Origin of the sequence: Nonomuraea deserti, assembly GCF_004348685.1 — a bacterium.
GTDB lineage: Bacteria > Actinomycetota > Actinomycetes > Streptosporangiales > Streptosporangiaceae > Nonomuraea > Nonomuraea deserti.
In genome coordinates this window covers 1-22,615 of the sequence record NZ_SMKO01000119.1, presented here as the reverse complement: position 1 = coordinate 22,615, position 22,615 = coordinate 1, and the positions used below count along the sequence as shown (strand labels likewise).

Annotated in this window: 23 protein-coding genes; 10 read left to right on the top strand and 13 right to left on the bottom strand. The window is 72.0% G+C overall.

The window, feature by feature from the left end:
• Window positions 1–40: 40 nt before the first annotated feature.
• On the bottom strand, window positions 41–706 hold the full coding sequence (locus E1292_RS32660; RefSeq protein WP_132599970.1) for an LmeA family phospholipid-binding protein: 666 nt from the start codon (window positions 704–706) through the stop codon (window positions 41–43).
• 64 nt (window positions 707–770) lie between these two features.
• Window positions 771–1,022 (bottom strand): MoaD/ThiS family protein, encoded by a 252-nt coding sequence (locus tag E1292_RS32655; RefSeq protein ID WP_132599967.1) that lies wholly within the window; start codon window positions 1,020–1,022, stop codon window positions 771–773.
• Window positions 1,023–1,197: 175 nt separating this feature from the next.
• On the opposite strand from E1292_RS32655, the gene E1292_RS32650 reads away from it, so the two are divergent.
• The 3 genes from E1292_RS32650 (at window position 1,198) to E1292_RS32640 (ending at window position 5,935) form a co-directional block, all read left to right on the top strand.
• Window positions 1,198–1,890, top strand: coding sequence for a response regulator transcription factor (locus E1292_RS32650; RefSeq protein WP_132599964.1), 693 nt, complete (start codon window positions 1,198–1,200; stop codon window positions 1,888–1,890).
• A gap of 121 nt (window positions 1,891–2,011) precedes the next feature.
• Window positions 2,012–5,461: a tetratricopeptide repeat protein gene (locus E1292_RS32645; protein WP_132599961.1), complete on the top strand. Its 3,450-nt coding sequence runs from the start codon at window positions 2,012–2,014 to the stop codon at window positions 5,459–5,461.
• Between the two features lie 102 nt (window positions 5,462–5,563).
• The gene (locus E1292_RS32640) at window positions 5,564–5,935 is read left to right on the top strand and encodes a hypothetical protein (protein ID WP_132599958.1); all 372 of its coding nucleotides are present in this window, start codon (window positions 5,564–5,566) and stop codon (window positions 5,933–5,935) included.
• A 72-nt stretch (window positions 5,936–6,007) separates the two neighbouring features.
• Here E1292_RS32640 and E1292_RS32635 read toward each other — a convergent pair whose 3' ends face one another.
• Genes E1292_RS32635 through E1292_RS32625 form a run of 3 tightly spaced genes read right to left on the bottom strand, consistent with a single transcriptional unit; the run spans window position 6,008 to window position 8,441 of the window.
• A complete protein-coding gene (locus E1292_RS32635; protein WP_132599955.1) occupies window positions 6,008–6,670 on the bottom strand; it encodes a hypothetical protein in 663 nt (220 codons plus the stop codon).
• A gap of 17 nt (window positions 6,671–6,687) precedes the next feature.
• The gene (locus E1292_RS32630; RefSeq protein ID WP_132599952.1) at window positions 6,688–7,206 is read right to left on the bottom strand and encodes an SET domain-containing protein; all 519 of its coding nucleotides are present in this window, start codon (window positions 7,204–7,206) and stop codon (window positions 6,688–6,690) included.
• A 20-nt stretch (window positions 7,207–7,226) separates the two neighbouring features.
• Window positions 7,227–8,441, bottom strand: a complete 1,215-nt coding sequence (locus tag E1292_RS32625) for an FUSC family protein (protein WP_132599949.1) — start codon at window positions 8,439–8,441, stop codon at window positions 7,227–7,229.
• Between the two features lie 85 nt (window positions 8,442–8,526).
• On the opposite strand from E1292_RS32625, the gene E1292_RS32620 reads away from it, so the two are divergent.
• A complete protein-coding gene (locus E1292_RS32620; protein ID WP_246090494.1) occupies window positions 8,527–9,129 on the top strand; it encodes a dienelactone hydrolase family protein in 603 nt (200 codons plus the stop codon).
• On the opposite strand, the gene E1292_RS32615 is transcribed toward E1292_RS32620, so the two are convergent.
• Both E1292_RS32615 and E1292_RS32610 read right to left on the bottom strand, forming a co-directional pair.
• Window positions 9,119–9,814, bottom strand: coding sequence for an anti-sigma factor family protein (locus E1292_RS32615; RefSeq protein WP_132599943.1), 696 nt, complete (start codon window positions 9,812–9,814; stop codon window positions 9,119–9,121). The genes E1292_RS32620 and E1292_RS32615 overlap by 11 nt on opposite strands.
• 37 nt (window positions 9,815–9,851) lie before the next feature.
• The gene (locus E1292_RS32610; RefSeq protein ID WP_246090493.1) at window positions 9,852–10,376 is read right to left on the bottom strand and encodes a sigma-70 family RNA polymerase sigma factor; all 525 of its coding nucleotides are present in this window, start codon (window positions 10,374–10,376) and stop codon (window positions 9,852–9,854) included.
• Between the two features lie 680 nt (window positions 10,377–11,056).
• On the opposite strand from E1292_RS32610, the gene E1292_RS32605 reads away from it, so the two are divergent.
• Complete coding sequence (locus E1292_RS32605) at window positions 11,057–12,331, top strand: MFS transporter (RefSeq protein WP_132599940.1); 1,275 nt, start codon at window positions 11,057–11,059, stop codon at window positions 12,329–12,331.
• A gap of 53 nt (window positions 12,332–12,384) precedes the next feature.
• Here the strand turns inward: E1292_RS32605 and E1292_RS51535 are convergent, their stop codons facing one another.
• Window positions 12,385–12,951 (bottom strand): protein kinase family protein, encoded by a 567-nt coding sequence (locus E1292_RS51535; protein ID WP_165974856.1) that lies wholly within the window; start codon window positions 12,949–12,951, stop codon window positions 12,385–12,387.
• Between the two features lie 211 nt (window positions 12,952–13,162).
• Window positions 13,163–14,173, bottom strand: a complete 1,011-nt coding sequence (locus E1292_RS32590; protein WP_246090492.1) for a GlxA family transcriptional regulator — start codon at window positions 14,171–14,173, stop codon at window positions 13,163–13,165.
• A 70-nt stretch (window positions 14,174–14,243) separates the two neighbouring features.
• On the opposite strand from E1292_RS32590, the gene E1292_RS32585 reads away from it, so the two are divergent.
• Both E1292_RS32585 and E1292_RS32580 read left to right on the top strand, forming a co-directional pair.
• Window positions 14,244–15,530 carry an MFS transporter gene (locus E1292_RS32585; RefSeq protein WP_132599931.1) on the top strand — a complete coding sequence of 429 codons (1,287 nt, stop codon included), beginning with the start codon at window positions 14,244–14,246 and terminating at the stop codon, window positions 15,528–15,530.
• 141 nt (window positions 15,531–15,671) lie between these two features.
• Window positions 15,672–16,271 carry a TetR/AcrR family transcriptional regulator gene (locus tag E1292_RS32580; RefSeq protein ID WP_165974855.1) on the top strand — a complete coding sequence of 200 codons (600 nt, stop codon included), beginning with the start codon at window positions 15,672–15,674 and terminating at the stop codon, window positions 16,269–16,271.
• A 59-nt stretch (window positions 16,272–16,330) separates the two neighbouring features.
• Here the strand turns inward: E1292_RS32580 and E1292_RS55130 are convergent, their stop codons facing one another.
• Entirely contained in the window at window positions 16,331–16,462 is a 132-nt protein-coding gene (locus tag E1292_RS55130) for a hypothetical protein (RefSeq protein ID WP_281284076.1), read from the bottom strand.
• An 86-nt stretch (window positions 16,463–16,548) separates the two neighbouring features.
• On the opposite strand from E1292_RS55130, the gene E1292_RS51530 reads away from it, so the two are divergent.
• Together E1292_RS51530 and E1292_RS32575 are read left to right on the top strand one after the other, a co-directional pair.
• Complete coding sequence (locus E1292_RS51530) at window positions 16,549–16,689, top strand: hypothetical protein (protein WP_165974854.1); 141 nt, start codon at window positions 16,549–16,551, stop codon at window positions 16,687–16,689.
• Window positions 16,690–16,877: 188 nt separating this feature from the next.
• Window positions 16,878–17,486, top strand: a complete 609-nt coding sequence (locus E1292_RS32575) for a YdbT family protein (protein WP_132599925.1) — start codon at window positions 16,878–16,880, stop codon at window positions 17,484–17,486.
• Here the strand turns inward: E1292_RS32575 and E1292_RS32570 are convergent.
• Together E1292_RS32570 and E1292_RS32565 are read right to left on the bottom strand one after the other, a co-directional pair.
• A complete protein-coding gene (locus E1292_RS32570) occupies window positions 17,481–18,968 on the bottom strand; it encodes a M28 family metallopeptidase (protein WP_132599922.1) in 1,488 nt (495 codons plus the stop codon). The genes E1292_RS32575 and E1292_RS32570 overlap by 6 nt on opposite strands.
• Before the next feature lie 128 nt (window positions 18,969–19,096).
• A complete protein-coding gene (locus tag E1292_RS32565) occupies window positions 19,097–20,044 on the bottom strand; it encodes a DNA polymerase domain-containing protein (RefSeq protein ID WP_132599919.1) in 948 nt (315 codons plus the stop codon).
• Window positions 20,045–20,115: 71 nt separating this feature from the next.
• Here E1292_RS32565 and E1292_RS32560 point away from each other — a divergent pair, with 71 nt between their 5' ends.
• Window positions 20,116–20,718 (top strand): histidine phosphatase family protein, encoded by a 603-nt coding sequence (locus E1292_RS32560; RefSeq protein WP_132599916.1) that lies wholly within the window; start codon window positions 20,116–20,118, stop codon window positions 20,716–20,718.
• Here the strand turns inward: E1292_RS32560 and E1292_RS32555 are convergent.
• A partial coding sequence (locus E1292_RS32555; protein WP_132599913.1) for a GxGYxYP domain-containing protein occupies window positions 20,719–22,615 on the bottom strand: 1,897 nt, incomplete at its 5' end.

Sequence of the window (22,615 nt, the reverse complement as noted above, 5' to 3'; positions counted from 1 at the left end):
ACGTCCCTCATCACATACGCGAGGGCGCCGCGGTTCATCCTTATCCACGAATCGGCACGTCAGACGCTTCGGCCGAGAACTCGAGCCCGTCGGCCACGTTCTTCACCCCGGTCACCTTGACGTCGAAGGGCAACTTTCCCTGGAACGGGATCGTGTACGAGATGAACCGCGCGGCCTGGTCGGGCACGCCCTCGATCTTCTCCGCCTGGAGCCTGAGGCCGCCGTCGGCCACCTCGACCGTCATCTCCGCCTCGAACGCCACCTTCTTCACCCCGACCATCACCTCACCCGATGCGACGAGCCGCCGCCCGTTCCCGCTGATCTTGACGCCGCGCGGGGCGAACTTGTCGATCGTGGCCCTGGTCAGCGTGCCGCTGACGGTCACGCGCCGGGCTCTGATGTCGGCTCTGTTCTGGAGGACGTCGGCCAGCGGGGCGGTCATGTCGTAGGCGGCGCCCCGCAGGTCCTGCACCGGCACGCCGGCGTACGTCAGCGTGCCGAGGTCGAACCGTACTTCCGGATAGTGCCCGGAGAGGGCCTGGGTGAGAAAGGGGATGCCCTCGATGGTCACCGTCGGCGTGCCGGACGTGTCGGTCGCCGCCGCGATCCTGTTGGCGAGGTCGCGCTGCACGCCTGCCACGGCGACCCTGTCGACGGCGACAAGGAGAACGATCAGCACGATCAGAGCAATGATCAGCTTCCGCATGGGGCTCCCAGTCTCAAGCGGGGGTCAAGAGCCTACCGATGTCCTTCCCCGCCGAAGACGGCGATCACCCGCCCGCGAAGGGCGGCAGCACCTCCACGGTCGCGCCGTCGCCGAGGACCACCTCGTCGTGGGGTCGCCTGCCGACGGGAAGCCCGTCCACGAGGAACGAGGACCGCCGGACAACGCGTGCAAGATCGCCACGATTTCGTGTGATTTGCGTCATGAGTTCGTCAAGAGTGACCGCGTCGAAGGATTCTTCCGCAACGCCGGCCGCCTCCTTGGCGGCGGCCCAATAACGTACTTTTCCCCTGGCCATGGGCACCTCACAATCCCTTTAATCCTATTGTGCGCCGCCCTTAACACGCATGTTTCCGGCGACGCCCTGTTCATCCCGTGGACGCGCAATGGACGCCACTTACCCGTGAGATATCCTCGCCTACAGGACTCGGGCGACGTAGCCCCCGGGTCCTTGCGCGTTTGAGGAGGCCCTGATGAGCAACCTGCTCCTGCTGACCAACGCCCTCGAGCCGTCCGCCGAGGTGCTTCCGGCGCTGGGGTTGCTCCTCCACTCGGTCAGGGTCGCGCCCGCCGAGGCGTCCGCGCTGATCGACACCCCGCCCGCCGACGCCGTCCTCGTCGACGCGCGCAAGGAGCTCGTGCAGGCCAAGAGCCTGTGCCGGCTGATCCGCACGACCGGCATCGACTGCCCGCTCCTGGTGATCGTGACCGAGGGCGGGCTGGCCGCCATGAGCGCCGAGTGGGGCGTCGACGACGTGCTGCTCGACAGCGCCGGGCCGGCCGAGGTGGAGGCGCGCCTGCGCATGGCCACCGGCCGCATCTCCCAGGCCGCCACGGAAGACGCGCCCGACGAGATCCGCAGCGGCGACCTGGCGATCGACGAGGCCACCTACACCGCGCGGCTGCGCGGCCGGGTGCTCGACCTGACGTTCAAGGAGTTCGAGCTGCTCAAATACCTCGCGCAGCACCCCGGCAGGGTCTTCACCCGCGCCCAGCTGCTGCAGGAGGTCTGGGGCTACGACTACTTCGGCGGCACCAGGACGGTCGACGTGCACGTGCGGCGGCTGCGCGCCAAACTCGGCACCGAGTACGAATCGCTCATCGGAACCGTCCGCAACGTCGGCTACCGCTTCGTCCCCGACCGGGCCGACACCGCACACGTCTGATCCACATGATTGACAGGGGGCTCACCGCTGGCGTCCACTGATGTGACAGGTTTTCGTTGGGGCTGTCTCATGCCTGTCATGTCGAGGACACCGCCGTCCTGAGGGGATCGGTGGTGTCGGGGTGGGTCTGTTCAGATCACTGGTCGACGAGGGCGCCAGGCCCCGCGTCTACCGGCGCAACGAGATCATCTGCTCGCCGTTACGGCCGGCCACCTGCGTCTTCCTGATCGACCACGGTTACGCCCGCGAATATGTCCCCGCCGGCGACCGTGAGGCCGTCCACGACCTGCGCGGCGGCGGCGACCTCGTGGGCGAGCTGGCCTTCTGGAGCGCCGCCGACCGGGTCAGGGTCGACGCGTTGACCGAGGTGCGGGCGTGGCCGATCGACCTGCGCCGGCTGCGCGAGCACGCCTCCGCGAGCCCGGCCGTGGCGACCGCGCTGGTGCAGGAGCTGTTCGCCAGGAACTTGGCGGCCCGCAGGCACGAGGCGCTCGCCCGCGCCCCCGTCGCCGCCCGCCTGGCCGTGTGGCTGCTGCACCTCGACGAGCGTTACGCGCTGGCCTCGGAGTCCGCGCCGCCGCTGTCCATGGAGACGCTCGCCGACCTCGTGGGCAGCTCCCCGGACGTGGTGCAGCGCCGGCTCACCCAGTGGGCGCGGCACGGCTGGCTGGTCCGCACCGGCTACCGGCGGCTGCGCGTCGAGGACCCGGTCGCGCTGCGGGACGCCGCGGGCAGCTGGGAGCACCTGTCGGCGCCCTGGGAGGGGCGCGTGACCCCGTTCCTGGCCCGGCCAGGAGCGCCGCCGGCCGAGCCGCTGCCGGTCGCCGAGGTGCCCGTCCCCCGCCAGCTCCCCGCCGACGTGCCCGACTTCACCGGGCGCCAGCAGAGCCTCGACCTGCTCACCGCCTGGTTGGAGCGGCCCCGCAGGACCAACACCATGGTCGTGCAGGGGCTCCCGGGGGTCGGCAAGACCGCGCTGGTGACGCGCTGGGCGCACCTGCACGCCGACCGGTTCCCCGACGGGCAGATCGTGATCGACCTGCGCGGGCAGTCGCCGGGCCAGCCGCCGATGACCTCCGCCGAGGCGCTCGGGCAGATCCTGCGCTCGCTCGGCATCGGCGATCACATGCCCGCCTCCGACGAGGCCGAGCTGATGCTGCTCTACCGCAGCAGGATCGCCGGACGCCGGCTGCTGCTCATCCTCGACAACGCCGCCGACCCCGGGCTGGTGCGTGCGCTGCTGCCGGGCAGCAAGGACTGCGTGGTGCTGGTGACCAGCCGTACGCGGATGGCGCCGCTGCACGCCACCGGGCACGCCGACCTCATGGACGTGCCGGTGCTCGACCCGGGCAACGCGGTGGCGCTGCTGGTGGCGGTGCTCGGCAAGGACTCGCCGCGGGCGGCCGGCAGGGACGCGCTGGCCGAGCTGGCCCGGGTGTGCTCGTACCATCCGTTCGCCTTGCGCATCTCGGCGGCCAAGCTGGCCGAGAACCCCGGGCTCAGCGTGCAGGCGCGGGTGCGGGAGCTGCGCGTCCCCGACCGGCCCGCGGCCGGCGACCCGGAGGAGGCGTTCAGGTCGGCGCTCGACCTGGCGTACGAGTCGCTGAGCCCCGCGCAGCGGCGGGCGTTCCGCCACGTCGGGCTGCTGCCCGGGCGGGACTTCGCGCCCGAGGTGCTGGCCGCCGCGCTCGGCGTGCCGGTGAGCGAGGCCGTGCTCGCCCTGGAAGGGCTGCACCGGGCCTACCTCGTCGAGCCGCTGGCGGGGCCGCGTTACCGGGTGCACGACCTGGTCAAGCGGCTGGCCAGGGAGCTGGGCAGGCACGCGGAGGCGGGCGTACGGGAGGCCAGGGTGCGGCTGCTCGACCACTACCTGGCGGTCGCGACCGAGCCGGGCACGCCGCGCGAGTGGTTCGAGGCCGAGCGGCGCTCGCTGGTCTCGGCCGTACGGCTGGCGGAGGAGAGCGGCACGCACGGGATGGCCTGGCGGCTGGCGGAGGCCGTGTTCGAGCCGTTCAGGAGGCTGCGTTACTACGAGAACAACCTGGAGATCCAGCAGGCCGGGTTGACCTCGGCGATGCAGGTGAGCAACCGCCGGGCCATCGCGGTCATGCGCAGCAACCTGGGCTCGATCCACCGCGACATCGGGCCCTCGACGCTGGCGGCCAGGTTCATCGGCGAGGCGCTGGCCGACTTCGCCTCCCTCGGTGACGGCGCGGGGCGGGCCAAGGCGCTCAACGACCTGGCGGAGGTGCACGGCATCGCGGGCAACAACGAGGACGCGCTCAAGTGCGCCGGCGAGGCCCTCGGCCTCTACCGGGACGTCGGCGACCTGTCAGGGGTGGCCGGATGCCTGCACACGCTCGCCCGGCTGCACCTGTCCCATGCGCGGTACGAGCTGGCGCTGCAGTACGCCGGCCAGGCGCTGGACGTACGGGAGGAACTCGGCGACCGCAGGGGCACCGCGGAGAGCCTGATCATCCTGGCCAGGGTGCAGCAGAACCTGGGCGAGCCCAACGCGGCGCTGTCGGAGGGCCTGGAAGCGCTGTCGATCTGCCACGAGCTGGGCGACGAGCACGCCGAGGCCGAGACGCTGCTCTGCCTCGCCGAGATCTACGACCTGCTCCGGTTGCAGGAGGACGCGCAGCGCGACGCCGAACGGGCGCTGGCCGGCTACACCGCGACCGGCGACCAGCACGGCTGCGGGCGCGCCCTGAGCGCGCTCGGGCGCATCGCCCGCAACAGCTCGCGTTACGACGAGGCGCTCGCCTACTACGAGCAGGCGCTGGCCGTGCAGGTGGAGCTCCACCACGAGCAGGGCAGGGCGGAGACCCTGGGCGACATCGGGCTGGTGCACTGGCGGCTGGCCGACTACCTGCGCGCCGACGACTACCTGAACCAGTCGCTGATGATCAGCCGGGTGATCCACGACGAGCCGGTCGAGGCCCGCATGCTCAACAGGCTCGCCCGGGTGCGGCGGCGGCAGGGCCAGCCGCAGGTGGCCTTCGTGTACGCGCTCGAAGCCCTGGACATCGTGCAGGGCACGGGCAACCGGCGGGCGGAGGCGGACGTGCAGGAGACGCTGGCGTACACGTACCTGTCGCTCGGGCAGCACCGGCCCGCGCTGCGCGCGGCCAGGGCGGCGCTGCTGCTCAGGGAGGAGCTGCGCGACAGCCGGGCCAGCGCGCTGCTGTCGATGGCGCAGGCGCTGCACACGGCGGGCGAGCCGGCGGCCGCGCTGGCACTCGCCAGGGAGACGGCCGAGTTGCAGAACGAGACCGGCACCAGGGACAGGTGGGCGGCGGCGCTCACGACGCTCGCCATGGTGCTGCTCGACCTCGACCACGCCGACGAGGCGCTGGTCTACGCGAAACAGGCGAAGGACGTCCATCAGGAGTGCGGGACGCGGCGCGACCTCGGGTGCGCGCTGCGGGCGCTCGGGCTGATCTCGGCCCGGCTGGGCGACAGGGAGGCCGCCGCTGAGCAGCTGAGGGAGGCCGTGCGGACGCTCGAAGAGGTCGGGGACGTCATGGAGGCACGGCAGGTGGCGGAAGAACTCCGCCGCCTGTCATGAAATGCCGTCAAAAGTCGTGAATTCTCGGCGGTGAGGTCGCAGATCTATTCCGGATTCTGCCGTTAGCTGGTGCGACCAGCTACTCCAGCGGAGGTGATCCGGATGCTCAGGAACCATCTGCGTCGAGACCTACAGTGGCTCAAGCGCCAGGCGCGAAAGGACAGGCGGATCACCGCCGTCCTGCTGGTCTGCGTGGCGGCCGTCTGGGCCCGCCAGCTCTCGCCGTGGGAGACCGCCGGCGGAGCGCCCCTCGCCCTGCTCGGCATCTCGTTCGGGCTGGTCGCCGGGTCGGCGATGGCCTGGCTGACCTCGGCCTGCTTCGTCGCCAGGACCCTGCGCACGCGCGAGGAGCCGGCGGAGGAGCTGCGCTGGATCTCCAGGATCGGCAGGGCCAAGGAGTGGGCGTTCTGGTCGCTGGCCGCGTACGTGGCCTGGCACCTGCTGCAGCTCATCATGGCCCTGGTGCTGCTCTGAGCCGCGGGCCCGACCGGAGCGGCGGCGGGGCGTCATCCCAGGGCCGGGGGGCCGGGGCGGCGTCCCGCCGTCTCATTCCAGCCGGGCGCGTTCGAGGGCCTCGACGCGGATGCCCGTGCCCGTGTGGACGAACTGGACGATCTCTGCCGTGGCCAGCTCCGCCGTGCCGAGCGCGACGTCGGCGTGGGCGTCGCACCACTCGACGAGCGGGCGGGGGTCGGCGAGCGGGACGGCGAAGTGCACGAGGCTGACGTACCAGCGGTCGCGGACCCGGCCGTGCTCCAGATCGCGCACGCCCCGGGACTCCAGCGCGTGGGCGAAGCGCTTCCACAGGGTCACCAGCGTGTCGTCCTCCGGGTGCCCGCAGACCAGCACGCCGCCCGGGTGCGGGCTCACGCCTCTGAGGCTCACCCTCGCCCCGGGCAGGCCGTCGGCGGCCTCGGCCAGCGCGGCGGCGTAGGCGCGGCGGAGCGGGTCGTCCTCCGGGATGCGGGCGCGGTAGGGCTCCAGGGACCTGAGCGTGACGTGCAGGGCCGGGCCGCCGTGCACCCAGTGGCCCGGAGCCTCGATGGTCGCGGCCAGCTCGGTCAGGCGGTCGACGATCTCTCGCTGGGGGCGGAGCACGGCGGCGGCGCCCCAGCGCCTTCCGCCTTCCACCATGGGGACGTCGTGAGTGGCCCGGCCGGACAGCAGGGCCGCGCGCCCTCTGGCCCGGAACTCGATAAAATCGGACATTTGAGCAGTATGCCGCCTCAGCCGGTCCGCCGGATGAGATCGAGCAGGGCCGGCACCCAGTGCTCGCCGTACCGCTCCTGGAGCTCGGCCCGCCGCCAGTCCTCGCCGGTCACCCGCCCCCGGCACAGGTCCGCGCCGCACCGGCAGTCCATGGCGAACTCGGGCGCGCCGCTGCTGGTGGCGTAGTCGCTGGTCAGCTCCTCGCCCGGCAGCAGGTCGCGGCGCGCGGCCAGGCTGTAGGGGCCGGTCCACCACAGGTTGGGGTCGCAGCTGTGGTTGCTCTTGCCGACCGGCCGCCCGAACGGCAGGACCAGGTGCAGGTCGCCCGTCACGGTGATGGAGTCGATGTACGGGACCGCGGGGTCGGCGAAGAGCTCCCGCAACCGCTCCCAGGTCACGAGCCGGCCGCCGAGGCGCGCGACCTCGGTGCCGGCGGGAAGGGCGGCCGTGGTGAACAGCCCGTCGCCGGCGATGTGCGAGGGCCGCACCTCCAGGGCGGCGTGCGTCCAGCAGTCGGGCTCGGGAGAATCGATCATCTCTCCAGCATGCACCGGACTCACGTGTACGCGACCGCGGGGAAGGCCGCCTTGTGCGGGCCGTTGTCCGGGTCGAACTCGTAGCGGATCCTGGCGCAGTCGTCGAGCAGCGCCCCCTGCAACGTCTTCAGCTCCCGGTGCCTGGTCCGCTCGAACTCCTCGGCCAGCACCTCCTGCCGCCGCCTTCCCTCGCTCAGCGCGGCACGCAGCTCCTTCACGTCCTTCTGGCAGGACCCCTTGCCGCTGCCGCGGCTGATCTGCAACATCCCGAAGGCGCCGAAAACGCGCGACAGCGACTCCAGCTCCTGGGCCAGCGGATCGGGCAGGTCCGCACCGCGCTCACCGGGCAGGCCGCGCGCGCCCGCGATCAGGTCCACCAGCCCTCTGGCGATCCCCCTGAGCTGGTTGCAGGCGTGGTCCAAACAGGTGGCGGCCTCGGCGACCTGGCGCAGGCGGGTGTCGTACCGGCTGCGCCGCCACGTCAGGCGCACCGACTCCGCCGCCTGGTCCGCGGCATCCTTCGCCTCCTCCAGCCGTTGCGAGAGCGTCCTGGCCCGATCCAGCCACTCGTCCGCCATGTCGCGGTCCCACTCGCCGCCCAGCCCGCGCGACATGTCCGCGGCCAGGTCGGCCAGCTCGCCGGAGAGCCCGCACAACTCCTTCGCCGCCCGCTCCACGAAGCGCGGCGGAAGGATCAGCAGGTTCGCCGCCACGCCGATGCAGGCCCCGATCAGCACGTCCGCGAGGCGGGCGAAGCCGTACGTGCTGCCCAGCGCGAACACCAGCAGCGCCGTGATCGGGATCTGCACGTTCTGGGCCGGCAGGTTCAGCAGCCGGGCCAGGACCAGACCGGACGAGATCAGCACCGCCAGCGTCACCTCGTCGACACCGAGCAGCCAGATCACCCCCGTGGCCGCCGCCACACCCACGATCACGGCGCCGACCTGCTGCAGGCCCCTCACCACCGTGCTGTACGCGGTCGCCGACACCGTCAGGAGCACGCCGATGGGCGCCAGCACCGGCAGGCCGACCTTCAGCACGTGGGCCGCCAGCCACCACGCCAGGACGCAGGCGCCCGTCACCTTGATCGTCTGGACGAACGACTCGCGTTCCATCCGCAGCCAGCGCCCCAGGCCCAGACCGCGGGCCCGGCCGAGCGCCGCCTTGCCGCCCGAGACGAGGCGCTGGAGCGGGGCGCCGTACCGCTCGTGCCGGCGCCCCGATTCGGTCCCCATGTTCCATGCCCTGCCCAGCCGAGCAGCGGATAGAGCTGGGCGAACAGGGGTAGCGGGCTGGCAGGCCGTGAGGGAGGTGGGGCACGTGCCCGGCGATCTGGTCGTCCCCGGCGGTGCTCGGGGAGTGGTGCTGTTCGCGCACGGCAGCGGCAGCGGCCGCCTCAGCCCGCGCAACCGTTACGTGGCCGGCGCGCTCAACGAGGCGGGGCTGGGCACGCTGCTGTTCGACCTGCTCACCCCGGAGGAGGAGACGGTCAGGGCGAAGGTCTTCGACATCGGGCTCCTGACCGAGCGGCTGCTGGAACGTACCGCGTGGGTGCGCGAGCAACCCGCGACGGCGGGCCTGCCGATCGGCTACTTCGGCGCCAGCACCGGCGCGGCGGCGGCGCTGGCGGCGGCGGCCGAGCCCGGCAACCCGGTCGCCGCGATCGTCTCGCGCGGCGGCCGGCCCGACCTGGCCGCGGAGAAGCTGGCCGCGGTACGCGCCCCCACCCTGCTCGTCGTCGGCGGCAGGGACCCGGCCGTGCTGAGGATGAACGAGGAGGCCCAGCGGCGGCTGAACGCCGAGAGCCGGCTGTCGGTCGTGCCGGGCGCCACCCACCTGTTCGAGGAGCCCGGCGCGCTCGAGATCGTGGCCGACCAGGCCGGCGACTGGTTCACCGGCCACTTCTCCACCATCAGACGGTGATCGTGGCCAGGCTCCTGCCGTCCGAGGTCTGGATCGTGAAGTGGTTCAGCTCGTCCTGGGGGAGGCTGGTGCCGCCGTGCAGCAACATCGGGTCAGGCGAGCCCGGCACGCCGTACCCCGCCTCGGGGACGCCCCAGCTCGCCACGACCTCGGAGCGGCCGTCGTCGCCCACGGCCATGAGCCGGCACTGCAGCGGGCCCTTGACGCCCTTGAGCTCCAGCGCGACGTGGGTTCCCCAACCCTTGTCCTCCAGGCCGATGACGCTGGACACGCCGGTCGCCGAGTCGGTGGCGGAATAGGTGTCCCCGGTCATGAGCAGCGCGCGGGCCGGGCTGTGGACGCTGTCGGGGTTCGGGCCGCCGGCGATGGAGCTGCCCGCCAGGAAGACGCCCGCGGCCACCACGAGACACGCGGCTGCGGTCATGAACGTGCGGTGGAACCGGCGGCGACGGCGCTCCGTGATCGCCTTGCGCACCAGGATCGACTCCACCTGCGGGTCCGGCGGGCTGGGCAGCAGGTCGTCCGGGTGCACCCCCTTGATCAGCTCCCCCACCGCCGTGAACGACCCCACCTCCGCGGCACAGGTCCCGCAACCGGCCAGATGGTGCTCGAAAGCGGCTTTCTCCTCCTCGCTGAGCAGGCCGAGCGCGTACGCGGCCACGTCCTCGTGACGCACCTCCGTCATGGCGGCGTCACCCCCCTTACGTCGTGACGCACCACGCTCATGGCAGCGTCACCCCCCTTTCCTCGAGCGCCACGCGCAGCGCGCGCATGGCGTAGTACACGCGGGACTTCACCGTGCCCACCGGCACGCCGATCGTCTCCGCCGCCTCCTGGACGGTGCGGTCCAGCAGGAACGTCTCCGTGAGCACCTGGCGATGGGCCGGGGAGAGCGAGAGCATCGCCTCGGTCACCACGATCTCCCGTAACAGGCGCTCGTCCTCCGCGGCCACGGGCTGGGCTCGGTCCTGGATGTCGTCGACGGTGTCGAGGGGACGCGTGCCCGAGCGGCGGTGGTCGTCGATGACCACGCGGCGGGCCACCGTCGCCAGCCACGGCATCAGCGAGCCGGTGTCGGTACGCAGGTCGTGGAGGTTGCGCCAGGCGCGTACCAGGGTCTCCTGCACGACGTCCTCGGCCCAGCGCCGATCGCCGCCCGTCAGCCGGATGGCGAAGGCCATCAGGGGGGCGCCGTATTCGCGGTAGAGGGCTCGGACCATGGCTTCGTCCGTTACGCGGTGATTCACAAGGGGGCGGACTCCTTGCGCTGCGGCTATCACGAAATATCGCGCTAGGTACGCTGGTATTGAGAATTATTACTCTAGCCACAGGCAGGCCCCAGGGCAGGTAGTTTGCCCCATCCGCCACCCAGCCAGATATAACTGATAAATCGCGTTAACAACCTCGAACCAGCTGTTTCGATCATGGCGTGGCGATCCACGGCCCCGCGACCTGTGGTCCTTCCGGCACGGAGACCCCCGAAGCCGGGGCTGCTGCAGGGATGCCGCCCAGGGCCCGCGGCGACCCCGGCACAAGCCAATCCGCCCTTGGCGGCCCGTTCCGTGAAAGCCCGTCCGGAATGCCCATCCGCATTCGCCGGCTGAGCCGGGATGATGCGGCTCCGTACCGATGCGACCCGGTGACGGGGCCGAGCCAGTCACGACTATGTGCCACGTCAGGTGGCCGGCAGCGTTGGGCGGCGGCCGGTGGAACGAATACTCCTGGACCCGGCCCGCGCCGGGCACCTAAGCTCTGAGCCGACAACGACCGATGTGAGACTTCTGCTCGGTGACGGAGCCCGGCGTGGGGCGCGCGTCCCCACTCCGCGCCGGCACTGGACGGTTCCAGGCGATGACCACGGGTCGGCACATCCGGACGCCGACGACCCCGGGTGGTCCGCCCCGCCGGGCGGCGAAAGGGACGCGCCGTGCTTCCGGCGACCTACCGCACCCTGCTGCGCACTCCTGGTGCCACAGCCTTCTTCTCCTCCGCCACCGCCGGACGCGTCGGCATGGCGATGACCAGCCTCGGCCTCGTCTGGCTCGTACACGGCCGCACCGGCTCCTACGCCGTCGCCGGCCTGGTGACCGGCGCCTTCGCCGTCGCCGAGGCGCTGGCCGGGCCGCAGCTCGGCCGGCTGATCGACCGTTTCGGGCAGACCCGGGTGCTGCCACCCGTACTGCTCGCCCACGCCGTCGCGGTCGCCGCGCTGCTGGCCCTGGTCGCGGGCGGCAGCCCGGTGTGGCTGATGACGGCGACCGGAGCGGTGGCCGGCGCGACGATTCCGCAGCTCGGCGCGCTGTCCGCGGCCCGCTGGTCGGCCTTGCTACGCGGCGGCCGGACGACCGAACTGCCCGCCGCCTTCGCGCTGGAGTCGCTCGCCAACGGGCTGGCGTATCTGGCCGGTCCAGTCGTGATCAGCGCGGTCGGGGCAAGCGGGCATCCGGCGATCGGCTCAGCGCTCGCGGCCGTACTGGTGGTGGCGGGCGGGCTGGCGTTCGCCGTGCAGCGGCGCACCGCGCCTTCGGCGGCGTCCGAGGCCCGTGATCGCCGTCTGGCGAACCGGTCGTTGCTGCGGCCGGGATTCGCCGTACTCGTCGGGATCAACCTAGCCATCGGCGTGTTCTTCGGCGCGATGCAGGTCTCGGTGACGGCCTTGGCGGTCGAGCACGGAGCCCCTGCCGCCGCCGCTCCGCTCTATGCGGCGTCGAGCTGCGGCGGCCTGCTGACCGGCTGGCTGTACGGGTTGCGCCGCCGGCGCGCCGCACCGCGAGCGCAACTGGCACTGGCAACGTCCGCGCTGGCGGGTGCCTGCCTGCCGCTCCTCATGGCTGATTCGTTGCCGGGTGCAGGAGTGGCGATCGCGCTGACCGGCACGATGATCTCGCCGATCCTGGTGGTCGCGACCGTGCTCACGGAGTCGGCCGTGCACCGGCACGCCCTCACCCAGGCGTTCACCTGGCTGAACTCGGCGAGCGCGGCGGGCTCGGCCGCCGCCGCGGCGGCCTCCGGACGCGCGGTGGACGCGGTCGGGGCACACGGGGGCTTCGCGATCGCCTCGGCGGCCACGGCCACGATGATGGTGCTGGGTCTGGCAGGATGGCGCGCGCTGCGCGTACGGGGGGAACCCGTGGTGGGCGACCGCGGTGGGCGGCCACGCCGGGAGCGGCAGCCGGAGGCAGGTGGCGCCACCGAGCCGTGAGGGTGGCGCGGTGCGCAGCAGGTAGGCCTGGCGATTCCTCGCACCGCGCGGGCCTACGACCGTCCGGAACGCCCGTCCGCCATCGACGGGCTCCTCCGTGCCTCGGACCCGGACCAGCGCTCGGCCTCCAGCAGCAGTTCGCGTACCGTGGCGCGGCGGTCCTCCCACGGGTCGCCGAGCAGGGCGCGTACCACGTCGATCGCCGCCGGGCGGGACAGCGCGTTCGGGCGGCGGCACTCGTCGATCACCGCCCGCAGTTCGGGCACCGGCCCCAGATAGGGACGCTCGCCGTCACGGACCGGCCGCCCGGTCGCGGCGAAGACGATCACGTCGGCCCAGTCCCTGACGTCGGCGGAGGGGAACTCGCTGCTGCGCGGCCCCGGCGCGAAGAACGCCCGCCCCTCCGGCCCGATCATGACGTTGCCCGGGTTGAGCCGCAGCCCTGCGATGCCGCCCATGTGCAGCCTCGCCATGGTGGCCGCGGTGCCCAGCGCGAGCAGGTGCAGCGCCTCTTCCCTGAACGGCCCTGCCGCCCTGACGACGGCGACGAGCGGTTCGCCCTCCCCCAGGTAATCGCGCGGCAACAGGGCCAGTCCGTCGCTCCAACCCAGAAAGTCCATCGTCGTCCTCCTGGCAGCCGGGCAGTCGGGCACGCCGGCGTCGCGTTCCGGACGCCGGCGAGCGCCGTTTCGTCAGGTGGTACGCCGGACGCACCGTGCGGGTTCAACCGGATCACGCGGGCGGACGGATCCGTTATGGCGCCCTGTCAGGCGGGTGGGCAGTGGTGGACACCCGAGCGTCCTCGCCGCTGTGCGGGGCGGCCGTGCCACGTCATGCCACGGTGTCCAGCTCGCGGAAGGCGGCACGGTAGGTGGTGGGCGAGGTTCCCAGGGCGGCGTGGAAGTGCTTGCGGAGATTGGCGGCCGTACCGAGCCCTGCCTGCTCGGCCACCTGGTCCACGGGCAGGTCCGACTCCTCCAGGAGCTCCCTGGCGCGTTCGACGCGCTGCTGGGTGAGCCAGTTCATCGGGGTGGTGCCGACCTCGTCACGGAAGCGCCGGGTGAAGTTGCGCACGCTCATGGCCTCCTGGGCCGCCATCTGAGCCAGGGTGACGGGCTCTCCCAGCCGCCGCAGGGCCCAGGCGCGCGCGACCGCGGTGGAGGGCGACGACGGCTCCGGCACGGGGTGGCGGATGTACTGTGACTGCCCGCCCTCCCGGTGCGGTGGCACGACGGTGCGGCGGGCGACGTCGTTGGCGACGGCCATGCCGAAGTCGCGGCGGATCATGTGCAGGCACAGATCGATTCCCGCGGCGCATCCCGCCGACGTCAGGACGTCGCCGCCATCGGAGTACAGCACGTTCGCGTCCAGCTCGACCTGCGGGAACAGCCGGGCGAACCGGTCGGCGTAGCGCCAGTGCGTCGTGGCGGCCCTCCCGTCGAGCAGACCGGCGGAGGCCAGGACGAAGGCGCCCGTGCAGATCGAGGCCACGCGGGTGCCGGGCCGGATGCGGGCGAACGCGCCGGCGAGCGGCGCGGAAAGCGCGGGCTCCCGCTGCTCGTAGTCCTCGTAGGAGGAAATCACGATCACGGTGTCGGCCTCCGCCAGCGCCTCGGGGCCGTGCTCGACGTTGACGGTGAAGTCCCCGTCCGTACGGACCCTGCCGGCCCGCAGGGCGCAGGTGACGACCTCGTAGAGCGGCTCCCCGTCCGCCGACGCCCCCGCACGGGCCTGCCCGAACACCTGGTGGACGATGCCCAGCTCGATCGGCAGGGTCATCTGGCGGGCGAGTACGGCGACGCGATGGCGTGCGGGGTGGGAGAAGACGGCTCCGGAGCGCATGGCCATATTGTTGCGCATCACGGCTATCCAGCCACTCGCCGGGTGTTCACCGGGCCGACACGCTGGATGAATGGTTCAGCACGCACAGACCTCCTTGGCCGCGCCGGCCGGATCGCGCCGGGGTCCGCACCGCGCGTGGGTCGTCGCCGCCGTCGCGGGCGCGGCCATCGTGGCGGCCGGCGCCTTCACGACCGTCCCCGGTCTCCTGATCTCTCCCCTGCACCAGGAGTACGCCTGGGACCGCGGCCAGATCGCGCTGGCCTCCTCCGTCAACATGATCTTCTTCGGCTTCACCGCGCCCTTCGCGGCGGCGCTGATGGAGCGCGCCGGGATCCGCCGAGTGACGGCGGGCGCCATGCTGCTCATCGCCGCCGGAGCCCTGCTCACCACCGTGATGGCCGCGCCGTGGCAACTGGTTACGTACTGGGGCGTCCTGATCGGCCTCGGCAGCGGCTGCCTGACCATGACCTTCGCCGCCATCGTCACCGGCCGCTGGTTCGTGCGGCGTCGCGGGCTGGTCACCGGCGCTCTGAGCGCGTCCAGCCATCTGGGGCAGATGCTCTTCCTGCCGCTGCTCGCCTGGTCGGTCGACCGGTTCGACTGGCGGCCCCCGGTCGTGACACTGGCCCTCGTCGCCCTGGCCGTGTCGGCTCTGGTGGCCCTGTTCCTGCGCGACCACCCGGCCGACATCGGCGCGCCGCCGTACGGGGGCGAGCACTTCGTCGCCAGGCCCGCTCCCGCCCGGGGCGCCGCGCGCCGCACCGTGACGGTGCTCCTCGCCGCCGCCCGCACCGGAACCTTCTGGCTGCTGGCCGGCATGTTCATCATCTGCGGCGCCACCACCAACGGCATCATGTGGAGCAACTGGGTGCCCGTGGCCCACGACCACGGCATGCACGCGACCGCCGCCGCATCGATGTTGTCCCTGATCGGCGTCTTCTCCGCGCTGGGCGCCGCCGTCTCCGGCTGGCTGACCGACCGCTTCGACCCCCGCCACCTGCTGGCCTGCTATTTCACGGTCCGCGCGCTCACCCTGGCGGCCCTGCCGATGGTGCTCTCATCCACGGTCCAGCCCTCCTTGATCGTCTTCGTGGTCGTCTACGGCCTCGTCGACGTCGCGACCGTCCCGCCGGTCATCGCGCTCGCGCAGCGCCACTACTCCGGCGACGGCCCCATCGTCTTCGGCTGGGCCAGTTCCGCTCACCAGCTGGGCGCGGGCGTCTCGGCCTTCCTCGGTGCCACCGCCCGCGACCTGCTCGGCACGTACGACGTCGTCTGGGCCGTGTTGAGCGCGGCCTGCCTCGTCGCGGCCCTGGCCGCGCCGGCCGTACGGGCGAGGAGATCCGACCGGGCCTGACCTTGACGCGGCGGCGGCGAGGACGTCCCGTCCGGGCGCGGGGCCCGTACCGCAGGTCGCCCGGCCCGGCCGCCTGCTCCGGTCGTTCGCGATAAAGTCCTTATATGAGGACTTCGCATCGTGAACGCCGAGGAGGGGATCGTGGGTAAGACGGGACGCCGCCCCGGGACCTCGACCACCCGGCAGGAGATCGTGGCCGCCGCCGCCGGCTCGTTCAGCTCCAACGGCTACGACGGCACGAGCCTACGGCAGGTCGCCGCGGACGCCGGCGTCGACCCCGCACTCGTACGCAGGTTCTTCGGCAACAAGGACCAACTGTTCAGCGCGGTCGTCGCGGAGGTGTTCCAGCCGGACCGCACGGTCGTCACGCTGCTGGACGGCCCGCGCTCCAGCCTGGGGCGCCGGCTGCTCCGCTACGTCTTCGACCTGCTCGGCGACGTCGACTCCCCCGGCCCGCTGCTCGGCGTCATCCGCTCGGCCGCCACCAACGAACACGCCGCTTCCCAGGTCAGGGAATTCCTGGCCGCCGACCTGCTCGTCAAGCTCGTCCGGGCCCTGGGCATGGACCACCCCGACCTGCGCGCGACGCTCACGGCCAGCCAGCTCGTCGGGCTGGCGATCGCCCGCTACGCCGTACGGGCCGAGGCGCTGGTCATGGCCGATCCCGACGAGCTCGCCGATTGGATCGCGCCGACGTTGCAGCGTTATCTCACCGGGCGGGCGCCCAAGCGCTCGACCTGACGAGAACGCGGGACCACGCGTCCAGCAGGACGAACCGAGGCAGCAGGCCGATCCGGCTCCTACCCCTGGGAGCAACGGCGGCCGGCCAAGATCTCCTCCAGCGCCTCGAAAGCCGCGGCGGCCCTGGTGATCCCCGTCTCCCCGGTGAACCGCACCACATCGCGGAGGTCCTCGGCACCGGCGATCTCCAAGGCCAGCTCGACCTGCCGGCGGAACGGCCGCGCTCGCCGAGCTGGACCGTTTCGCGCCCGGCCTCCGTCTCGACGAGCGAGCTGAAGTGCCCGGCCTCCTGGTCGGCACGCCCGAGGAGATCGCCGACAAGCTCAGGGAGAACCACGAGCGCCTCGGATTCACCTACATCACCGTGATGGAAGAGGGCATCGACGAGATGGGCAAGGTCATCGAGCGACTGAGGTGACACCGCCGGCCGGCAGGTGCCGTCCGTGGCGGCGCCGGCGCGCGCCCGGGATGCGGCCGGTTGGCCAGGGAAACGTCCGGCACGCGAGGAGGCCACGCGGCACGCCCTCAACGGCTGGAGGCCCGGAGTTGACCTTGACGCGGCGTCAACGTTTCTCATGGAGGCGTCCAGCCGATGAGAGGAGCACGATGGTCAGAGCCGCGCTGCGCGTCCTGGGATTCGAGTTGAAAGGCCTGGCCTCCGTCGGGCTGTGGATCGTGCGCCGGCGTCACGGCCTGCCGCCCGGGGCGAGCGCCGTCACGTACGCCAAGGAGCAGACGTTCATGCTGGCGCTGATGCTGTTCGCGATGGCGATCGAGACGGTCGTGGTGGACCTGCTGCTGGTCGCCGTCGGCGTGCCCGGATGGTTGCGGTACGCGGTGCTGGTCGCCGACCTCTACGGGCTGCTGTTCGGGGTGATGCTGGCCGCGGCCTGCGCCACCCGGCCGCACGTCATCACCGACGACGAGCTGCGCATCAGGTACGGCGCCTACTTCGACGCGCGGGTCCCCCTCGACCGGATCGTCTCGGTACGGACCGGCCGCAACCTGAACGAGGACCGCATGGTCTCCGTCGCCGACGGGCGGCTCGGCGTGGCCGTCGCCTCGCAGACCAACCTGACAGTCGAGCTGGCCGGACCGGTCACCGTCGTCCGCCCGCTCGGGCGGCGCGCCGAGGTCACCTCGATCCGGTTCTTCGCCGACGACCCGGAGGCGGTGCTGGCGGCGCTGCGTCCGCGGCTCACCGTGCCGTCATGAGCCTCCGCCCCCTTGTACGGGAGCCGTGCGGCGCGGGATCGAGCGCAGGTCGAAGGCGAACCGGGCGGCGGAGTCGGCGATGGCGTCGGAGTTCACGTCGAGCGCGGTGCGGTTGACGTTGCCGATCGTGTCGCACGCCTGGTGGTAGCAGGCGTCGTACGCGGTGCCCGCCGTGCCGCCGAACAGCCTCGCCTCCGCGGCCGTCTTGACGCCTTCCGCGCCGGTGAAGATGCCGCCCGCCGGGATGCCGACCGCGATGAACGGGCCGTAGTCGGAGCGGCCGTCGAAGTCGGTGCCGACGGTGGGCAGGTCGCGGGAGCCGTAGAAGGTCTCGAACTGCTCCTCGATCCGGGCCGATCCGGGCGGGCCCGCCGAGGCGCCCGTGTCGTCGGAGTTGTCGCCGTCGTAGAGCTTGTAGGCGAAGTTGGGCGAGGCGACCATGTCGAAGTTGAGGTAGAGGCGGATGCGGTCGCGTTCCGTCTGCGGCAGCGACGCGACGTACTGGTCGGAGCCGAGCAGGCCGAGCTCCTCCGCGGCCCAGAAGCTGAAGCGCACCCGGTTCTCGACCGGGAAGCGGGCCATCTCCTCGGCCACCTCCAGGATGGCGGCGCTGCCGGAGCCGTTGTCGTTGATGCCGGGGCCGGCGGGCACGCTGTCGAGGTGGGCTCCGAGCATGACGACGTTGCGCGGGTCGCCGGTGCGGGATTCGGCGATCACGTTGTGGTCGGTGCCGAGCGCGACGGTGGCGTCGACGGTGAGCCGGACGGTGGCGTCCTCCGTGCCGGCCAGCCGCTCGCCGACCGCGAAGTCCGCGTACACCATGGGGATGCCGGCCCGCCATTCGCCGATGTCGAGCTGCTCGGCCTCCGTACGTCCTTCCTGGCCTTCGTTGAACACGATGATCGCGGCCGCCCCCGCCGCGCCGGCGTTGCGCACCTTCTGGGAGAAGGCGCAGGTGCCGCGCTGGACGAGCGCGATCCGGCCGGCCACGAACCCGTCGAAGTCGGAGGCCTCGCACCCGCTGGTGGACGACGGCGTGGCGGCCGGGGGCAGCGTCAGGTCCACGCCCTGGACCTGCGCGGTCACGTCGCCGGCCGGGGAGGGCTCGAAGGCGAAGAAGTCCTGCTTGGGGACGTACGCCCGCCGCCTCGGCGCGGTCTCGGTGAGGGCGGGCGGGCTGTTCTCGGTCCAGCTCTCGACGAATTCGACGGCATCGAGCGTGACCTTGTAGCCGGCTCTGCGCAGTCTGTCGGTCACGTAGTCGCGGGAGGCGTCGTACCCGGTCGTGCCCGCGGCGCGGTTGCCGCCGTTCGCGGTGGCGATCGCCTGGAAGGCGCGGAGATGCTCTTCGACGTTCGCGCCTTTGACCTTCTTGACCAGCAGGTCGGCGTACGCGTCGGCGGGCCCGGCGGCGTGGGCCGGTGCCGCCGCGGTCAGGGGCAGGGCAAGTGCGGTGATCAGTGCGATGACGATTCTGCGCATGGGCGATTCCCCTGTCGTGGATGGGAATGCGACATTCCCCCGAGCCGCGATCGGAACGTAAATCCCCAGCTAAAGGGCAGGGAAGGCCTTCTCCCGCGACAAAATCAGGACATGTTCGAGTAACGCGTTCACTCGCCGCGACGGGCGCGGGCCCGGCGTTTGCCCTCGTGCATGGCCTGGACGCGGGCGACCGGGATGGTGTGCCCCTCCTCGACCAGGTCGGCGGGCAGCCGCTGCGGCTCCGGCATGAGCTCGGCCCACGGGTCGGCGCCCTTGAGCCGCTCGGCCACCGTGTGCACGGTGAAGTCGGCGGGCGCCACGCGGTCGAGCTCGTCCCATGCCACCGGGAAGGAGACGGGCACGCCGGGACGGATGCGCGGGCTGTAGGCGGCGGCGACCGTCGCGCCGCCCGCGCGGGTGGAGTCGAGGAAGACCTTGCCCTCGCGGTCCTCCCGGATGAACGCCGTGGTGGCCAGCGCCGGATCCAGCCGCTCGGCGCGGGCGGCCAGCGCCCGGGTGGCCGCCGCGAGGTCGTCCACCGCCGTGCCCTCGGCCACGGGCACGAACACGTGCACGCCCTTCGCCCCGCTCGTCTTCACCGCCCCTGACAGCCCGGCGTCGCTCAGTGCCTGGCGGACGAGGAGCGCGCCGCGTACGGCCAGCGAGAAGGAGTCGTCGTGCTCGGGCGGGTCGAGGTCGAGGATCAGGTGCGTGGGCCGGTCGCCGACGAACAGCGCCGGGTGATATTCCACGGCCCGCTGGTTGGCGAACCACAGGAGCGTCCTCCTGTCGTCGCAGAGCGCGTACGTCACCTGCCTGCGGGACGCCTCGGCCCAGAAGGTGACGGACCTGACCCAGTCGGGGGCGTATTTCGGCAGGTTCTTCTGCATGAACGGCTGCTGCCCGGGGCGGACGCGCATCACGGAGAGCGCCCGGTCGCGCAGGACGGGGATGATGCGGTCGGCGACGGCGTCGAGGTAGTCGACCAGGTCGCGTTTGGTGGCGCCGGCGCCGTCGAACAGCGGCTGGTCCAGGTTGGTCAGGGCGACCCCGTCACGGGTCTCATCGGCGGCCACCCGCCCTACGATGCCACAGACGCCCTCAAGACCGACATGCCCGACCCGCCAGTGGGAGTGAAGCCCTGACCATGACCCGTTACCTGTATCTCACCCGCCACGGCGACGCCACGCCCGACGGCGAGCTGACGGACGCCGGCCGCCGCCAGGCCGCGCTGCTCGGCGGGCGGCTCGGCGACGTCCCGCTCGCCGCCGTGCACCACGGCCCGCTCCCCCGGGCGGCCGAGACCGCCCGCCTCGCCGGCGAGCGGCTCCCCGGCGTACCGCTGCGCGAGTCGCGGGCCGCCGGCGACTACCTCCCGTACGTCCCGGTCAGGGAGGAACTGCCGGCCGAGCACGCCGACCGCCTCCTGGGGTTCGTCGGCCAGTTCCCCGAGGACGAACGCCGCCACGGCCCGGCGCTCGCCCGCGAGGCGATGGAGCTGTTCACGGGACCGGCCGCGCAGACCCGGCACGAGCTGGTGGTCACGCACAACTTCCTGATCGGCTGGCTCGTACGCGCCGCCATGGACGCCCCGGACTGGCGCTGGCTGGGGGTCAACCACTGCAACGCCGCCCTGACCGCCATCCGTTACGCGCCCGGCCGCCCGTCGTCCGTGTTGTTCTTCAACGACATGGCCCACCTGCCGGCGGAGCTCAGGTGGACCGGCTTCCCACCCGAGCTCCGCCTGTGATCACCGTCCGAGGTGGTCGCCCAGCAGCTTGAAGAACACGTCGCCGCGGACGATCTCGAAGGGGTCGTCGAGCAGCGTGCCGAGCTCGGCGATGTCGCTCGGCGCCCAGTTCCAGGCGTTGACGGCGCCGGCGATGAACAGCGGCTTGCTCCCGTCCCACCCCTCGATGTGCTTCACCAGCGTGTCGCGGTATTCCTGGGCCCTGCCCTGCGGCATGAAGTTGCCGATCACCGGCAGGCCCGCGGGGTTGATCTGCAGGTCGCCGGTCTCCCACGACTGGATGATGCCGCGCAGCCCGGTGTTCTCCTTGTACGACCGCACGATGCGCTCGTCGAAGGCCACCCAGCCGTCGCCCTCCTCGTTGCGGTGGTTGTAGGCGTAGACGAGGTCCATGCCGGTCCTGCGCAGGAACCGTCCTGTCAGCTTCGTGTACGCGTCCAGCGCCTCCTCCGGCCACGACCCTGGGTAGGTGTAGCCGGCGCCCGACGGCCCGGCGATGAGCAGGTCGTTGGGCGTGGCCGTGCGCTGGTAGTAGGCGAGGATCGCGGGGCCGATCTCGGCAAGCAGAGGGCTGACGGTCCAGTTCGTGGGCACTTCGCCGCGTTTGTCGTCGTCCCAGATCTGCCGCATCCTGCGCTGGCAGTACTGGACGTTGTCGCCTTCGCCGACGGTGAGCGTGACGTAGACGCGGTTGCGCAGGGTGGCCCGCGGCCTCGGCGGCACCCGGTCGGAGACCTTGGCCCGCACGCCGGCGTGGACGGTGGCGTTCATGTAGTAGTCGGCGGGGATGACCTCGACGGCGTGCTGCGACGCCCGGTCGACGCCGCCCCACTCGCCCGCCACGTCGTTGGAGAACCACCCGGCGTACGGCGTGGTCGGCTCGACCTTGCCGAGGATCTCGTCGAGCAGCTCGCCGGTCTGGCCGCTGGGCGGCAGCCAGAAGACCATGGCGCGCATGGCGACCGTGTAGTCGCGGAAATAGGGGAAGGGCTCGACCCTGGTCGGCGCGGTGGTGGTGGCGGTCACCAGGAACTGGTTCCACAGGTCCACGTCGACCGTGAGCTGCTGGGTGCCTTCTGGCGCGGTGAAGCGGTAGACGAAATAGCCGCCGCCGTCGGAGAAGCGGTTGGACTTGTCGCCGATCGAGGAGTTGAGGCCGTCGAAGAGGTACGGCGTCTCGGCGTCCGTACCGGGGGTGAAGGAGGCGATCTCCTTGCCGTCGGCCTTTACCGTGACCGCGCCGACCGAGGCGCCCCAGCCGTCGTCGCCGAACGAGTCCTGGAAGCGCAGGTAGACGCCGTCCTCGCCGGACAGTTCCTGGCTTAAGTCGAAGGTGCGCACCTCGCGGTTGGAGGTGTCGCGGATGCGCTCGGTCTCGCGGGCGACCTCGCGCCACCGGACGTTGTCCACGCTCACGGTCCTGGTCGGCGGCAGGCCGCTGAGCAGGGCGTGGGTGCAGCGGGGGAAGAGGTTGTCGAGCTGCCAGCGGTACGTGCCCAGGATGTCGTCCGGGTCGAACTTCCCGCGCAGGTCGGTGATGGTCCTGAAGCCGTGCTCGGCGGCCTGCTCGGCCGTGGCGGCCACGGCGCCCTCCAGGCCGGCGAGGGTGGTGGCGACGTTCACCGAGTCGGGGACGTCGGGGTCGTGCAGGATGGCGCCGCGGGCCTCGCGGCGGTAGCGGGCGATCAGGTCGAGAGCGTTGTCGTGGCGGGTGACGCGGGCGCCCGTGCTGTCCAGCCAGGGGACGTCGAAGTTCTCCTTGTTGTAGTTGAAGTACAGGCGCGGGTCGCGGCGATTGACCACTCCTTGGAGGGTGGTCAGGAGCAGTTGGTCATTCCCGTGGAGGGCGCTCACGTCGGCGTGGTCGAGCCGGGTGGGGCGACCGAAGTTGGGGAGG